This is a genomic window from Kitasatospora sp. NPDC057512, from assembly GCF_042802135.1.
Classification (GTDB): domain Bacteria; phylum Actinomycetota; class Actinomycetes; order Streptomycetales; family Streptomycetaceae; genus Kitasatospora.
The window spans coordinates 1-15169 of the sequence record NZ_JBHVET010000123.1 but is presented as its reverse complement, the minus strand read 5'-3'; the positions used below and the strand labels follow the sequence as shown (position 1 = coordinate 15169).

Here is a 15169-nt window from a genome sequence, read left to right as displayed (position 1 = left end):
GCGCTCAGCCCACCCGCCCCCAGAGCCGCAGCCCCGCCGTGAGTTCGCGCATGCAGCGCGCGCCGAGGTCCTGCGGGGAGCCCGGACCGGCGAGGGGCGCGTCGGAGGAGGCCCACTGCTCCAGGGCCACCCGGATCGCCGCGGTCGCGGCGGCGGCGGCCAGCCGGATCTCCAGCGGATCGGTTCCGTCCGGGCAGCGGTCGGCGAGGGCGACCCGCAGCCGCGCCTCCGAGTCGGCGTGGACCCGCTGCCAGGTGGCGTTCAGCTTCGGGTCGCGCAGCAGGCCGCGGGTCCACCGCATCATCTCCGCCCGCGCCTCGTCGGCCGGGGTCAGCGACGCGACCGCCGCACGCTCCAGCGCCTCGCGCAGCGGCAGGTCGGCCGGACTCGCCACGAACAGCTCCACCCACTCCTGCCCGCCCGACGCGAGCAGCGGGGCGACGGCGTCCTCCTTGACGGAGAAGTACCGGTAGAAGGTGCGCAGCGAGATGCCCGCGGCGAGGGCGATCTCCTCGGCGGTGGTGGCCTCGGCTCCCCGCTCGGCGAAGAGCGCGGCGGCGGTACGGGCGATCTCCAGTCGGGTGGCCTCACGGCGGCGCTGGGTCAGGGTCGGACGTCCGGTCACAGGGTCAGCCTACGCGGACGCATGCCAAGGTGGCACGTCACGACGATCTGGCATGTTCAGCCCCTTTGGCACGTTCAGCCTTTTTGGCACAACGTGCCATCGCGGCGTACCGTGGCTTCCGAGGTCGCGAGACCACGAACGAACGGAGTACCACCATGGAGCGCTTCAGCGGACGGAACGTCCTGATCACCGGCGGCGGCTCGGGCATCGGCCAGGCCACCGTGCACCGGATCCTCGCCGAGGGCGGGAAGGTCGTCGCCGTCGACGTCAACGAGGACGGCCTGAAGAAGACCCTGGACCGCGCCACCACCGAGGGCACCGCGGACCGCCTGACCATCCGGGTGCTGGACATCTCGGACGAGGCGGCCGTCGTCGCGGGCGTCGCCGAGGCGGCCGCCGGTCTGGGCGGCCTGGACGTGCTGGTCAACGCGGCCGGCATCCTCCGCTCCTCGCACACCCATGAGACCAGCCTGGAGTTCTGGAACAGGCTCCTCGCGGTGAACCTGACCGGCACCTTCCTGATGACCCGCGAGGCGCTCCCCGCGCTGCTCGCGGGCGGCAGGGGCGTGGTGGTCAACTTCAGCTCCACCTCCGCGAGCTTCGCCCACCCCTACATGGCCGCGTACGCCGCGACCAAGGGCGGCATCCAGTCCTTCACCCACGCCATCGCCTCGGAGTACTCGAAGCAGGGCCTGCGCGCGGTCTGCGTCGCGCCGGGCAGCATCGACAGCGGCATGACCCACAACCCAGGCCTGCCCGCCGACGCCGACTTCAGCCTGCTGGCCAAGCTCTCCCCCGCCCTCGGCCAGGGCTTCGCCGGCCCGGAGACGGTGGCCGGCGTGATCGCCATGCTCGCGTCCGACGACGGCGCCTTCGTCACCGGTACCGAGCTCCGCATCGACGGCGGCACCCACATGTGACCCGCTGATCGCCCCCTCGGTCCGGTCGAAGGCGGGGCCTGTGCCGTCTCCCGTACGGCGCAGGCCCCGCCTTCGCGTCGCCATCGGAGCCGGAGCCTGAGCCTGAGCCGGATCCGGGGCCAGGTGCGGCGGCGGAGCCGGGTGCGGCGGCGGTCGGTCAGGTCACCGCAGGGGCTTCCCGAGCAGGAGTTCCCGGGTGACCCCGTCGGCGAGCGGGCCACCGGGCTCCGCGAGCGGGGCGAAGCCGTGGCGGCGGTAGAGAGCGAGCGCCGCTTCGTTGCCGGGGAGTACGGCGAGGCGCAGCATGGTCCCGCCGGTGGTGCGGGCCCAGCGCTCGACCTCCTCGACGAGCCGGTCCGCGACGCCCCGGCCGCGCGTCCGCGGGGCGACCCAGAGCGAGCGCAACTCCCGTACCCCGTCCGGCGATCCGGGCAGGCCGCCGACGAGCCCGACCGGGTCCTCGTCCAGCAGGGCCGCGACGTGGTGGGCACCCGGGATGCCGAGCCGGTCGCGCCAGCGCTCCTCGCCGCCCCGGCGCCAGTCGGCGAGGCCGGCCTTGAAAGCCTCCGGTGCGTCGGTCAGGGCGGCGAGGCGGAGGTCCCGCCAGAGCGGCCAGTCGGCGGTCGTGAGGGTTCGGAGCATCAGCGTCACCATGTCCGGCACCGTAGAGGGTCCGCCGGGGCGCCGGAGCGGCGCTGCGCGGTTCCCCGGCGCCCGGGCAGGTCCGACGACCCGGCGGGCGCCCTACGGCGTGCGCCAGTCGGCGGCGAAGGCGGCGGCCGGGTTGGCGGCGAGGAGCAGCTCCGGCAGTTCGGGGCCGTGGCTGCGGGCGAGGCGCGGGGCGAGCTCGGTGAGCAGCCGGACCGGGCCGCCGGCCGTGCGGGCGGTCCGGGTCGTGGTGTCGGCGCCGAGCAGCAGCTGGGCGGCGTGACCGGCCTCGACCAGGTCGGCGATGACCTCGAAGGCCTGGTGGTCACCGGGATGGCCGGCCCGGGAGGGGCTGTCCAGGGCGAGGTACACGCCCTCGGCGGCCAGCTGGCGGTGCAGCGCACGGTCGGGGAGCCGGGTGAGGTGGCCGAGGATGACCCGGTCGGGCCGGACGCCGTGCCGGTGGCACAGCCGGTCCACGACCCCGGGCGGAGCGCCGTCGGCTTCGAGGTGGACGGCGATCGGGGCGCCGGTGGCGTGGTGGGCGTCGGCTGCGGCGGCCATCGTCCACCGGGTGTGGCGACTGTCGGGCCCCGCATCGGCCGCGACCTTGATCAGCCCGGCCCGAACCCCCTCGGGTGCGCCGGGCAGGCCGGTGGTGAGTTCGGCGACGAATCGTTCCGCCAGGTCGGCGTACGGGCCGGGGCGCTCGTCCGCCCCGACGCCGCGTGCGGAGAAGGAGCCCGACGCGTAGTGGACCGACTGGTGCGCGCCGGTGGCGGCGACGATCCGCACGCCGGTCGTACGGGAGAGCGCGGCGAGCGAGTCCGCGCCCCGGCACAGGCCGATCGGGGTCCACTGGACGAGGGTGCGGCCGCCGGCGGCGGCGTAGGCGCGCAGCACGTCCTCGGCGGCGGCCGGGTCGTCCAGCTCCTGACCGGGGAGCAGCGGGCTGCGGATGAAGAGGTGGTCGTGGGCGTCGGTGACGCCGAGCGCGCCGGGGTCCAGGTCGCCGAGGACGGTGCGGACGGCGCGGCTCATGCCCCGGCCTCCTCGGTGACGGTCCCAGCGGCGCTCTCGGCGAAGGTCGCGGTGGCGACGCGCAGGCCGGCCAGCGCCTTGGGGAGGCCGACGTACGGGGCGAGGTGGACCATGACCTCGGTGATCTCCGCCTCCGTCAGGCCGATCCGGCGGCTGTAGCGGACGTGGTCGGCGAGCTGCGGCTCGACGCCGCCGAGGGCGGTGAGGGCGGCCAGGTTGGCGATCTGGCGGTCGCGCAGGGCGAGGCCGGGGCGCTGGTAGGTGCCGCCGAAGAGGCTGGTGATGATCCAGTCGGGGAAGCCGGGGGCGAGGGCGTCCAGGCCACCGAGGGTGGCGGCGGCGCCCGGACCGGCGAGGTCGGCGAGCAGGGCGTGGCCGGCCGCGCGGTCGAGCGGGGCCGGGGTGAGGTCGGTGCCGGCGGGAGCGGTCGCGGGGGACATCGGGGCGGTGGGTCCCTTCACCAGTGGCGGCCGGCCGGCAGCCGGTCCAGTTCGGGGCGGGACAGGTGCAGCACCTGGTACCGGACGCCGGGCGCGTCCTCGGGGGCCGGGCCGTGCCAGAGGGCGAAGCTGAGCAGCTCCCAGCGGCTCGGGTCGACGGCCACGGCGGCGGTGTGCAGGTCCGGGTGCGCGGGCAGGTCGGCGAGCGCCCGCTCGACGGCCTCGGCCGGGTCGGCGCCTTCCGGCAGCCGTACGGTCGCCCGGGTGGCGGTGGTGGGCGGCTCGGCCCTCTCCCCCACTGCTGACGGCGCGCCGTGGGCCAGGCCCGCGCCGAGCCAGTGCCGGACGGCGGGGCGGCCGAAGTCGGCGCTCAGGCCGCGGAAGCCCGGGCCCCAGAGGAAGCCGTTCATGCCCTCAGCGGTGCGCCAGAGGTAGAACGGCGCGTACTGGTTGACGGGCGAGCCCTGCCGACCGCGCTCACGGACCAGGTAGGCCTTGAGGCCGAGGCCGGGGTGCGCGTCGAGCAGATGGCCCTTGTCGGCGACGCGCTTGCGGATGACGCCCATGTCGTAGTCGGCGGGGAGGGTGATCTCGTACTGCATGGCGTGCACGGCGGGGCTCCTCGGGTTCTGACCGGTCCGACGGCGGGCGCGGCGGGCGCGGCGGGGTCCGACCCGTCTGATGGCGGGCGCGGCGGGCGCGGCACGGTCCGACCGGTCTGACGGCGGGCGTCCTGGTTTCGGCAGGCGCGTCGGCCCTGGCCGTACGGGGTCGGCCGTACCGGCCCGGCGGCGCGGCCGGGGCCGTGCGGGTCAGGCCGTGCGGTGTGCCGCGAGCAGGCCGAGGGCGCCGCGGACGGCCCGGTCGAACGGCTCGGCGCTGTCGGCGGCGCGGGCCAGGACGTAGCCGCCCTGGACGACGGCGACCACGGCGGCGGCCGTGTCGGCCGGGTCGAGGCCGGGGGCGAACTCGCCGTCCGCCTGGCCTTGGGCGACCAGCTCGGCGATCCGGCCGCGCAGCCAGTCGAAGGTCTCCTCGACGGGTGCGCGCAGCTGCGGGTCGGCGACCACGTCGGGGTCCTGGGCCATCCGGCCGATCCGGCAGCCGCGCAGGACGTCGCGGTCGCGGTGCAGGTAGGCGGCGATCCGGTCGTAGGCGGTGCCGGGGGCGGCGAGGTCGGCCTCGGCGACGCCCCGCATCTGCTCGGCGCTGCGGCGCAGGGCGGCGGCCGCGAGGTCGGGCTTGCCGGCGAAGTGGTGGTACATGCTGCCCTGGCCGACCCCGGAGCGCTGCTGGATGGCCTTGGGGCTGGTGCCGACGTAGCCGCGCTCCCAGAGGAGGGCCTGGGTGCTCTCGATGAGACGGTCCTGGGTGCTCATGCGGCTCACTGTACATACCAGTAGGTACAGAAGGCCAGCGCGAACTCCGCCCGAGCGCCCGGGGGGCCGGGGCTCGGGGCAACTTCGCGGAACGGTTGAGGGCCGTGCGCCGCCCCCCGGCGGCCACGGCCCCTCGACCGTTCGTCATCCCCCGCACCGCCGAGCGGCATTCCGGCGCGCCTGGTGGCGCGCGTCACGTCACGGACGGTGGCCGGCGTCACGCCGCGTAGGGGGTGCACGGCGCATTGCGCGGGCGGGCGGCGGACGCGGGCGACTACGGCAGCGCGCGACGGACCTCCGGGGCCACCTCGCTCGCGAACAGCTCCAGTTGCTCGCGCTGCGCCCCCTCGGTGAGTGCGTCCACCCCGACACCGACCACCTCGTTGCCGAAGGCCTCGTGGTAGCGGTGGATCTTCTCGATCACCTGCTGCGGGCTGCCGACCAGGGCCGAACCGCGCTCCAGCGCGTCCTCCAGCGACGTGAACGGCGAGTTGTTGTGCCGGCCGGCGGCCGAGTCGAACAGCGCGTTCCAGTACGGGCGGAAGCCCTCGACCGCGTCCTGCGAGCGCTTGGCGACGTACAGTCCGCCGAAGCTCGCGCCCACCCTGGCGCGCTCCGGGTCGTGCCCGTAGTACTCCCAGCGCTCGCGGTAGTGGTCGACCAGCGCCCGGTACTTCTCCAGCGGGTGGAAGGAGTTGGCGGAGAAGAGCGGGTCGCCGTGGCGGGCCGCGAGGTCGGTGGACCGCGTGCTGGTCGCGCTGCCGTGCCACACCGGGATCGGGTCCTGGAGCGGGCGCGGCCAGACGGTGGCGTCCTGGAGCGGCGGGCGGGTCGAGCCCTCCCAGGTCACCTTCTCCTCGCGCCAGAGCCTGCGCAGCAGACCGTAGTTCTCGGCGAGCGCCTCCCACTGGCGGTCCTCGGGAAGGCCGAACAGCCCGAAGTGGCGCGGGTCGTTGCCCTTGCCGACGATCAACTCAAGTCGGCCACCGGAGAGTTGGTCGAGCATCGCGTAGTCCTCGGCGACCCGGACCGGGTCGAGGATGCTGAGCACCGTCACCGTGGTGAACAGCCGGATGGTGGAGGTGCGGGCGGCGATGGCGCTGAGCAGCAGGGGCGGGGCCGGGGAGAGGAACGGCTCACCGTGCCGCTCGCCCACGCCGTAGCCGTCGTAGCCGAGCTGCTCGGCGAGGACCGCCTGGTCGATGACGTTGTGGAGCTTCTGCTGCGGGGTGCGCCGGACGCCGGTGACCGGATCGGGGGCGTTGGCGACGAGGGACGAGACGGTGAACCGCACGGCGGTCTCCTTGGAGGCTCGGGAGGGGCTCGGGAGGGGCTCAGGAGGGGCTCAGGAGGGGCTCGGGAAGGAGCCCTCGGGAAGGAGTCGGGAAGGAGTCGGAGGGACTCGGGAAGGAGCCCTCGGGAAGGGGTCCGGAGCAGATCGGGGCCGGGCTCGACAGGGCCGGTGGAGCCCCGGTAGCCGACGGCCCTCGCAGAGCACGGGGAGCCGGTGCGTCGTCCGGCGCCGCACTCCCACGGGCGGGCACCGGCGGAGCGGCTGACGGGACGGGCGGCGCGCCGCTCGGGCGGCGGGGCACGCGGGTGGCGTCAGCGGTCGGTGCTGCGGTGGCGGCGACAACAACAGCGGGCTGCGGCGGTCACGGGCCGGACTGCCATCACGCCTCCCCCTCGCCTCGCACGCGCACGATCCTCCGCGAGCATAGGCACCGGCCAGGGACGGGGCAAGGGCTTGATCCGCCGCGGCCGACTGGCAGGATGTCCGGCATGAGCTACCTCGCCTCGGATGACCGCTATGACTCGATGACCTATCGGAAGGCCGGCCACAGCGGCGTCCAGCTGCCCGCCGTCTCGCTCGGGCTCTGGCACAACTTCGGTGACGCCCAGCCGCTGGAGGTGCAGCGGGCGGTGCTCCGCCGGGCCTTCGACCGGGGCGTCACCCACTTCGACCTGGCGAACAACTACGGCCCGCCGTACGGCAGCGCCGAGCGCAACTTCGGCTACCTCTTCGCCCAGGACTTCCGGCCGTACCGGGACGAGCTGTTCATCGCCACCAAGGCCGGCTGGGACATGTGGCCCGGCCCGTACGGCAACGGCGGCAGCCGCAAGTACCTGCTGGCCAGCCTCGACCAGTCGCTGGACCGGATGGGCCTGGACTACGTCGACGTCTTCTACTCGCACCGGTACGACCCGGACACCCCGATCGAGGAGACGATGGGGGCGCTCGACAGCGCGGTGCGCTCGGGCAAGGCGCTGTACGCCGCCATCTCCAACTACCCGGCGGAGCAGCACCGGGAGGCGGTGGCGATCCTGCGCGAGCTGGGGACGCCGGTGCTGATGAACCAGTCGGCGTACTCGATCCTCAACCGGTACGTGGAGGACCACGGCGTGCTGGACGCGGTGGGCGACACCCGGACCAGCCTCATCGCCTACTCCCCGCTGGCCCAGGGGCTGCTGACCGACCGCTACCTGACCGGGGAGGTGCCGGCGGGCTCGCGGATGTCGGTCGGGAAGTTCCTCACCGAGGAGGCACTGACCGGGCCGAAGCTGGACCGGCTGCGGGCGCTGGCCAAGGTCGCCGAGGGGCGCGGGCAGACGCTGGCGCAGCTGGCGCTGTGCTGGGTGCTGCGGGATCCGCGGGTGGTCTCGGTGATCATCGGCGCGAGCAGCGTGGCCCAGCTGGACCAGAACCTGGACGCGCTGGCGGGCGGCCCGCTGACGGCGGAGGAGCTGGCGGAGATCGACCGGCTGAGCCGCTGAGCCGAGCCGCCGCCGAGGGGGCGGGAGGCGGCGGCCGACGGATGACGATCAACGGATGACAGCTGACAGATTTCGAAATCTGTCAGCTGTCATCTGTTATCTGTTCGCTGATATCTGTTACTTGTCAGCCGTCAGCCGTTCGCTGCCGGCCGCTTGATGCCCAGAGCAGGCAGAACCGTTTCTGCAATCCGGTGGGCCTCCTCCAGCAGCGGGTTGCCCGACAGGATGAAGGTGTCCACACCCAGCGCCTCGAACTCCTGCAGGCGCTCGATCACCTGGGCCGTCGAACCGACCACCGCGGTACCGGGGCCGGGGCGGAACAGGCTCATCCCCGGCCAGAGGTTGGGGTAGGCCTCCAGCTCACGGGCCCGGGCCGGCACCTTGCCCCCATGCTGGCGGAACTGCCGCTGCCAGCCGACCCCGTCCTCCCCCTTCGCCCCGCCCAGCTGGCGCGCGTAGGTGGCCTCGCTGGTGACGTCCAGCAATCGGTCGGCGGCCGCCCAGGCCTCGTCCTCGGTGTCGCGGACGATCAGGTGCAGCCGCAGCCCGATCCGCAGGGTCCGGCCGTGGGCGGCGGCGCGCTCGCGGACCAGGTCCAGCTTCTCCTTGAGCAGGTGCGGCGGCTCGCCCCAGGTCAGGTAGACGTCCACGTGCTGGGCCGCCATCTCGATGCCGGCCGCCGAACTGCCGCCGAACCAGAGCGGAATGCCGCCGGGCTGCGCCGGGGCCAGCTCGCGCAGGCTCGCGCCCGCGTTCTTCAGCTCGTAGAACTCGCCCTTGTGGTCGAAGACTTCGCCCGCCGTGAGGCGCTTGACGATCGACCAGTACTCTCCACTGAGCCGGTAGCGGTCGTCGTGCTCGACGTCCAGGCCGTACTCGCGCAGCTGCGCGGTCGAGCCGTTCACCACGTTGAAGCGCAGTCGGCCGCCGTGCAGGTGGTCGAAGCTGAGCGCCATCTTGGCCAGCAGGGTGGGCGAGACCAGCCCCGGGTGGACGGCCAGCAGCGGCTTGAAGGCCGGGGTGGTGGCGGCGGCGAGCGCGCTGCCGAGCGTCCAGACGTCGTACAGGTCGGTCGCGAGCAGGGCGCCGGTGTAGCCCAGACGCTCGACGCTGCCCGCCAGTTGCTGGAGGTAGCGGAGGTCCACCGGGCGGCGCCCGGCCGGCTCCCAGGGGTAGTGGCCCTCGCGCGGGATGATGTACCAGAGGACTTCGGAGGCCATGGGTCAGACCGCCTTCGCGAGCGCGGCGGCCACCGGGGATTCCAGGCCGGGGAGGTGGGCGTCGGCGACGGTCAGCGCCCGGTCGATGAAGCCCACGCCGTGGAAGATGTCCGCGGCCTCCTGCTGCTCGGCGACGAACCCGGCCGTGGCGGGCTCCAGCCGCCAGGGCAGTGCGACCAGCGCGGACTGCCAGTCGGCGGCCGTGCCGCCCAGGTTCTCGGCGGCGATCGCGGCGGCCTCGGCCGGGTTGGCGGCCACCCAGGCGTCCGCCCGGCGCAGCGCGGTCGCGATCGCGGCGACCACCTCGGGGCGCCCGGTCGCGAAGTCCCGGCGGGTGAAGAACACCGAGCGGTCGGTGATGACGTCACCGGTGCGGATCAGCTCACGGAACTCCCCGGTACGGCGGGCCGCGGCGAGTTCGGCGCCCTGGGCGATCCAGCCGACGATCTCGCCGTCGCGCAGCCGCTGCGCCTGGTCCTCACCGGCCGCCGGGCGCACCGGGGTGACGTCCTCGCCGTACGAGAGCCCCTGGGCGTGCAGGGCCTTGGCGAGCAGGTGGGTCTGCCAGGAACCCACGGCGAGGACGACGGTGCCGCCCTTGAGGTCCGCGACCGTCCGCACCGGACCGGAGTCCAGCACCAGCAGGGCGCCGTGGTCCGGGCGGGGCGCCGAGACCGCCGCGTAGACCAGGTCGTGGCCGGCCGCCTGGGCGGTGATCGGCGGGGTGGAGCCGGTGCCGCCGAAGTCGATGACGCCCTCGGCGAGCAGGGTGCCGGTGCGGGTGCCGTCCGCGTAGTGGTGGAAGGCGCCTGTCTCGCCGAGCGGGGCCAGCTCCTCGTCCAGGTACGGGAGTCGGGCGAGGTAGTAGAGCGAGGGGTTGCTGGCGTGGACGCCGAGGGTGACGGTCATCTGGTCAACTCCGGTGGTACGGGCCTGGCTTGCGGGAAGGCAGGCGGGATCTGGGGAAGGTCGGGGAAGAGCGGGGGATTCGCGGACGTCAGTGGACGCCGAGGTCGGCGAGCAGGCGGCGCCGCAGGTCGGCGAAGGCGGGGTCGGCCGGATCGCGCGGGCTCTCGACGGTGACGCCTTCGTCCCGGGCGAGCAGGCCGTCGCGCAGGACCACGACCCGGTCGGCGAGCCGTACGGCCTCGTCCACGTCGTGGGTGACCAGCAGGACCGCCGGGCGGTGGCGGCGCACCAGGTCGCCGACGAGGTCCTGCATGCGCAGTCGGGTGAGCGCGTCCAGGGCGGCGAACGGCTCGTCCAGCAGCAGGAGTTGCGGCTCGCGGACGAGTGCCCTGGCGAGCGCGACGCGCTGCGCCTCACCGCCCGAGAGGGTGGCCGGCCAGGCCTCGGCGTGCTGCTCCAGGCCGACCTCGGCGAGCGCCTTCAGCCCGGTCTCCCGGGTCGCGGCGCCGCGCGGGAGGCCGACCGTGACGTTGGCCAGCACCCGCTTGGACGGCACCAGCCGGGGCTCCTGGAACACCACGGTTCGGACGGGCGGGACGAGCACGGTGCCCTCGTCGGCCTGGTCGAGCGCCCCGAGGATGCGCAGCAGCGTGGTCTTGCCGGTACCGCTGGCGCCGAGCAGGGCGACGAACTCGCCGCGGGCGATGGAGAGGTCGACCCCGTCGAGGACCGCCCGGGTGCCGAACACCCGGCGCAGACCGCGCAGATGGACGGCCGGGGCCGTCCGCTCCGGCGCCGAGGGAGGAGCGGGCGAACGGGGCGCAGCGGGGGCGGCGGTGGTGGTCGTGTCGGCGGTCATCGGGCCGCTCCCTGGACGGCCTGGCGCCACGGCATCAGCACGCGCTCCAGGACTCGGACGATGCCGTCGGCGGCGAGGCCGAGCAGCCCGTAGATCAGGATGCAGACGGCGAGGACGTCGGTGCGCGAGTAGTTCTGCGCCTGGGCCATCAAGTACCCGATGCCCTCGGTGGAGTTGATCTCCTCGGCGGCGATCAGGGCGATCACGCTGAGCGTCATCGACAGGCGCAGTCCGGACAGCAGCGAGGGCAGCGCCCCGGGCAGCACGACGGTGCGCACGATCGCCCAGCGGCCGAGGCCGAAGCTGCGCATCGCCTCGACCAGTTTGCGGTCGGTGCTTCGGACCCCGCCCGAGGCGGACACGTACATCGGGAAGCTGGTGGCGACCCCGATCAGGGCCACCTTCGCGGTCTCCGTGATGCCGAACCACACCATGAACAGCGGGACGAGGGCCAGGAACGGGACGGTCCGCAGGATCTGGATCGCGGAGTCGAGCAACTCCTCGCCGAGGCGGGTGAATCCGGTGACCACGCCGAGCACCAGCCCGGTGGTCGCGCCGACGAGGAGGCCGAGCCCGGCCCGGGTGAGCGAGACGGACAGGGCGTCGGTCAGCTGACCGTTGCCCCACAACTCCCCCACCGCCTGGGCGACCTGGGCGGGCGAGGCGAGCACGTCCTGGGTGAGCGCGCCGGTGGCGGACGCGAGCGCCCAGCCGCCGAGCAGGGCGAGCGGACCGACCGTGCGCAGGGTCACGGCCAGCGCGCGGGGGCGGGGCCGGTGCCGCCGGCTCTGCGGGGCGACCAGGCCGGCGTCGAGGGCGGCCCGGGTGCCCTCGGGAGTGAACTTCTCGGTCGCGGTGGTCACTTGGCACCGTCCGCGAGCCTGTTGACGTCGATCAGGTAGGGCTTGACGTCCACCAGCTGCTTGGTGACCTTCTGGTCGGCGAAGAACTGGGCGACCGTCCCGAAGCGGGCGGTGTCGGCGTCGGAGATGGCGTCGGCCGGGGTCCCCTGCTTGCTGACGTTCACCGCGACGTCCTTCTCGGCGGGGGTGACGGCGGTCGGGCCCGCGTCGGTGAACACGTTGAGGTAGCCGGCCGGGTCCGCCTTCTCCTTCTCGCCGTTCTCGCGCAGGTAGGTGTAGAACGCCTTGACCACCTCGGGGTGCTTGTCGGCGAAGCCGTTGCGCACCGCCCAGACGGCGTAGTTGTCGGAGCCGACCTCCTGGCCGTTCACCAGGAAGTGTGCGCCGGCGTTGGCGATGGCGGGCGTCGAGAAGGTGTTCCAGGTCGCCCAGGCGTCCACCTGGCCGGAGTTGAAGACCCCGGAGGTCTGGTCGGCGCGCAGGTAGACCCGCTCCACCTTGTCGGCCGGGACGCCGTTCTTCGCCAGCGCCTTGAGCAGCAGGTACTCGCTGGTGCCGCCCTGGGAGACGGCGACCTTCCGGCCGACCAGGTCCTGGACGGACCTGATGGGCGAGTCGTTCTTCACCAGGATCCCCTCGCCGACGCCGTCGGGCGCGGTCTGGGCGAACAGCTTGAAGCCGGGCTTCTGGGCGAGCGCGGCGACGGCCGAGGTGATCGAGCCCTGGGCGACGTCCAGCTGGTCGGCGGAGAGGGCCTGGGCCGCGGGGGCGAAGGGGCCGGCGCTGCCGGTCCAGGCGGCCTTGGCATGGACGGCCGCCAGGGCCCGGTCCAACGAACCGTCCTTCTTGCCCCGGGCGAGGAAACCGTTGTTGCCGGGGTCGGGTAGGCGGAGCACCACGTCGGCCTTGCCACCGGCCCCGCCGTCGGCGGAGGCCTTGGCTCCGTCGGCGGACGAGCCGCAGGCGGCCAGGGCGGTGGAGGCGAGCAGCGCGGTGGCGGCGAGGGCGAGGCGGGGGGTCTTCACGGGGGTCTCCATGTGAGTGACAGATGACAGCCGACAGCTGACAACTTTCGAAATCTGTTAGCTGAACGCTGTTACCTGAAGTCTGTGATCCGAACGCCGTCGGCGCCCGCACCCGAACCTGCGGCGCCGCCCGCGCCGGCGCCGGCACCGACACCCGCATCCTCACCCGCACGCCGCACACGCAGCAGCTCGCGGGCCGCGCGGAGCGGCTCCGGGTCGGCCCACGCCTGGACGTCCACCGGAGCGGCGAGGAAACCCTGCTCCCCGAGGAACCGTTCCTGCAGCGCCAGCAGCTCCAGCCGCTCCGCCGACAGGTCCAGCCGCAGGGTGCGGTGGCTGCCCGGCGCATAGGCCCCGGCGACGCCCTCGGCCCCGGCACCGGTCTCGGCCCGCAGGATCCGGACCACCTCCTCCGGGTGCTCCGCCGCCCAGTCGGCGGCCTCCAGCAGCACCGCGAGGAACCGGGCGACCAGCTCGGGCTGCTCGTCCAGCAGCCGCTGGTGGACGGTGATCGGCCGCGGGGTGCCGTTGTTGACCCGGGCCCTGCGGTCCGGCGCCGCGTCCAGCTCCACGGCCACCTCCGCACCGATCCGGCGGGCCGCCTCAACGGCGAGCGCCCCCTTCACGTACACCGCGTCCACCACTCCGTCCCGCAGGGCGGCCAGCTCCGCGGACCACTGCCCGCCGCCCGGGACGCCGGGGACGTCCACCAGCTCGGCGTCCGCCAGGGTGAGGCCCGCGAGCCCGAGGGCGCCGCGGAGGCCGGCCAGCGCCATCGCCCGCCAGAAGTCGATGCCGATGTCATGATGCGGCACCGCCAGCCGCAGGCCGCGCAGCTGCGCCGGTTCGGTCACACCGCTGCCGGCCCGCACCAGCACCACCTGGCGCTCCTCGATCCAGGTGAGGCCGATCAGCCTGGTCGCCTCGCCGCGCGAACGGGCCCACAGCGCGGGGACGTTGCCGCCCTCGCGGAACAGCCCGGTCAGCGCGTGGGTGTAGTGGTGGTCCACCGCCAGCTCCGGCGGTGCGTCCTGCAGCGAGCGGACGGCGATGCCGTCGGCGGCGAACTCCCGGGCGAGCCACCCCTGGTCGGCGGCGATCCCGGTCGCGGTGGGCACCGGGCAGCGGGTGAACCAGAGGGTGTCGGGAAGCGGGGAGGCGTGCTGGATGCGACTGGACAACGGAGTTGGTCCTCTACGGGGGCTCCGACGACAGCCGGAGGAGTTCGGGATCGATTACCGCACGAAGGCACAGGAAGCCTGGTGCGCAAGGGAGTTGTACGCCACGATGCAGAGAGAGAGGGCAGCTGGCGCGGGAGGTGTCGGTCAGCGACAACACGCACGGGAGGGGAGACACCGGTGGGACGTCACGGTGCTTCTCCTTCCGCAGAGTCGGGGCAGGCGCCGCCTGGACCGAGTAGCCGTCCGGCGCGATGCCAGGAGCGTTCCACGGCGGACGAGCCCGAGGCAAGTCTTTGCCACATGGTGGGATCAGTTGTTCATCAACGCCATTCCATTGCAACGTCGTCGACACATTCCCGCAGCACCGGCTGCCCTACGCTGAGACCGCCTCCGGCCGTCCGTCCGGAGTTCCGAACCGAAACGCGAGGTGCCATGCCCGGGGCCGCCACCGCCGTCCAGAGTCCGCCGGCCGGTGCGCAGGCCGTCCAGCGCGCGCTCGGACTGCTGCACTGCTTCCACGACAACGGCCCCGACCTGAGCGCCTCGGACCTGGCCCGCCGAATGGGCCTGTCGGTCTCCACCGCGCACCGGCTGGCCCGCACACTGGTCAGCGCCGGGTTCCTGGAGCAGGACGAGCAGACCGCCCGCTACCGGCTCGGTCCGGCCGTCGCCGAACTCGGCCAGCTCACCTTCCACCAGCGCGGATTGCACCTCGCCGGGCCCGAGCTGGAGCTGTTGTCCCGGCGCACCAAGGCCACGGCCGACCTGGCGATCCGCAGCGGCGCGCACGCGGTGATCCTGGTCGGCGGATCGGTCCGCCCGGACACCGGACTGGGCCTGCGCCGCCCGCTGCACTCCACGGCGCTCGGCAAGGTCCTGCTGGCCTGGCCCCGCCCGGGCGAGACGATGCCGTCGGCGCTCGGCCCGCTGACCTCCTTCACGGACCGCACGATCACCGAACCGGAGCTCCTGGAAGAGGAGTTGGCGAAGGTCCGGACGGCCGGGTACGCGCTCAACGACGGCGAGTCGACCGCCGGGGTGCGGACGGTGGCCGTGCCCGTCCTGGACGGCGCCGGGCAGGCGCGGTTCGCCCTGGCGGTCCGTTCGACGCCCGAGCACCTCACCGACGACCGGCTGGACTGGTTCCTCGGCCACGCCCGCGGCTGCGCCGACGCCCTCGCCGTCCTCCTGCTCCCGCCGGACCAGCGCGGCTGACGCTCCTTCCGCCGCCGTAACGCGACGAAGCAGCGGGCCGCCCGTCCGTGTCCTGGACGAGCGGTCCGC

General features: G+C 74.0%; 16 protein-coding genes. 3 read left to right on the top strand and 13 right to left on the bottom strand.

All coding sequences use genetic code 11. From position 1 onward, the window contains the following. Positions 1-4: 4 nt before the first annotated feature. Complete coding sequence (locus ACFU6K_RS11520; RefSeq protein WP_380662348.1) at positions 5-625, bottom strand: TetR family transcriptional regulator; 621 nt, start codon at positions 623-625, stop codon at positions 5-7. A gap of 155 nt (positions 626-780) precedes the next feature. Here ACFU6K_RS11520 and ACFU6K_RS11515 point away from each other — a divergent pair, with 155 nt between their 5' ends. Next, complete coding sequence (locus tag ACFU6K_RS11515) at positions 781-1545, top strand: SDR family NAD(P)-dependent oxidoreductase (protein WP_380662347.1); 765 nt, start codon at positions 781-783, stop codon at positions 1543-1545. 162 nt (positions 1546-1707) lie between these two features. Here ACFU6K_RS11515 and ACFU6K_RS11510 read toward each other — a convergent pair whose 3' ends face one another. From ACFU6K_RS11510 to ACFU6K_RS11485, 6 genes are all read right to left on the bottom strand, one after another. After that, on the bottom strand, positions 1708-2187 hold the full coding sequence (locus ACFU6K_RS11510) for a GNAT family N-acetyltransferase (RefSeq protein ID WP_380662346.1): 480 nt from the start codon (positions 2185-2187) through the stop codon (positions 1708-1710). A gap of 102 nt (positions 2188-2289) precedes the next feature. Beyond that, entirely contained in the window at positions 2290-3234 is a 945-nt protein-coding gene (locus ACFU6K_RS11505; protein WP_380662345.1) for a phosphotriesterase, read from the bottom strand. Next, positions 3231-3674 carry a carboxymuconolactone decarboxylase family protein gene (locus tag ACFU6K_RS11500; RefSeq protein ID WP_380662344.1) on the bottom strand — a complete coding sequence of 148 codons (444 nt, stop codon included), beginning with the start codon at positions 3672-3674 and terminating at the stop codon, positions 3231-3233. Before ACFU6K_RS11500 ends, ACFU6K_RS11505 begins: the two co-directional genes overlap by 4 nt. A 17-nt stretch (positions 3675-3691) precedes the next feature. Continuing rightward, complete coding sequence (locus ACFU6K_RS11495; protein WP_380662343.1) at positions 3692-4285, bottom strand: DUF4865 family protein; 594 nt, start codon at positions 4283-4285, stop codon at positions 3692-3694. Between the two features lie 201 nt (positions 4286-4486). Then, the gene (locus ACFU6K_RS11490; RefSeq protein ID WP_380662342.1) at positions 4487-5053 is read right to left on the bottom strand and encodes a TetR/AcrR family transcriptional regulator; all 567 of its coding nucleotides are present in this window, start codon (positions 5051-5053) and stop codon (positions 4487-4489) included. 274 nt (positions 5054-5327) lie between these two features. After that, entirely contained in the window at positions 5328-6347 is a 1020-nt protein-coding gene (locus tag ACFU6K_RS11485) for an LLM class flavin-dependent oxidoreductase (protein WP_380662341.1), read from the bottom strand. Between the two features lie 488 nt (positions 6348-6835). Here ACFU6K_RS11485 and ACFU6K_RS11480 point away from each other — a divergent pair, with 488 nt between their 5' ends. After that, positions 6836-7828, top strand: coding sequence for an aldo/keto reductase (locus tag ACFU6K_RS11480; protein ID WP_380662340.1), 993 nt, complete (start codon positions 6836-6838; stop codon positions 7826-7828). Between the two features lie 131 nt (positions 7829-7959). Here the strand turns inward: ACFU6K_RS11480 and ACFU6K_RS11475 are convergent, their stop codons facing one another. From ACFU6K_RS11475 to ACFU6K_RS11450, 6 genes are all read right to left on the bottom strand, one after another. Beyond that, positions 7960-9048: an LLM class flavin-dependent oxidoreductase gene (locus tag ACFU6K_RS11475; protein ID WP_380662339.1), complete on the bottom strand. Its 1089-nt coding sequence runs from the start codon at positions 9046-9048 to the stop codon at positions 7960-7962. A gap of 3 nt (positions 9049-9051) precedes the next feature. Then, the gene (locus ACFU6K_RS11470; RefSeq protein WP_380662338.1) at positions 9052-9957 is read right to left on the bottom strand and encodes an ABC transporter substrate-binding protein; all 906 of its coding nucleotides are present in this window, start codon (positions 9955-9957) and stop codon (positions 9052-9054) included. An 88-nt stretch (positions 9958-10045) separates the two neighbouring features. Further along, entirely contained in the window at positions 10046-10816 is a 771-nt protein-coding gene (locus ACFU6K_RS11465) for an ABC transporter ATP-binding protein (RefSeq protein WP_380662337.1), read from the bottom strand. After that, a complete protein-coding gene (locus ACFU6K_RS11460; protein WP_380662336.1) occupies positions 10813-11679 on the bottom strand; it encodes an ABC transporter permease in 867 nt (288 codons plus the stop codon). Before ACFU6K_RS11460 ends, ACFU6K_RS11465 begins: the two co-directional genes overlap by 4 nt. Then, positions 11676-12716 carry an ABC transporter substrate-binding protein gene (locus ACFU6K_RS11455; RefSeq protein WP_380662335.1) on the bottom strand — a complete coding sequence of 347 codons (1041 nt, stop codon included), beginning with the start codon at positions 12714-12716 and terminating at the stop codon, positions 11676-11678. The genes ACFU6K_RS11460 and ACFU6K_RS11455 overlap by 4 nt, the downstream gene beginning before the upstream one ends. A gap of 59 nt (positions 12717-12775) precedes the next feature. After that, the gene (locus ACFU6K_RS11450) at positions 12776-13885 is read right to left on the bottom strand and encodes an ABC transporter substrate-binding protein (RefSeq protein ID WP_380662334.1); all 1110 of its coding nucleotides are present in this window, start codon (positions 13883-13885) and stop codon (positions 12776-12778) included. Positions 13886-14317: 432 nt separating this feature from the next. Here ACFU6K_RS11450 and ACFU6K_RS11445 point away from each other — a divergent pair, with 432 nt between their 5' ends. Continuing rightward, positions 14318-15100 carry an IclR family transcriptional regulator gene (locus tag ACFU6K_RS11445; protein ID WP_380662333.1) on the top strand — a complete coding sequence of 261 codons (783 nt, stop codon included), beginning with the start codon at positions 14318-14320 and terminating at the stop codon, positions 15098-15100. Positions 15101-15169: the final 69 nt, after the last annotated feature.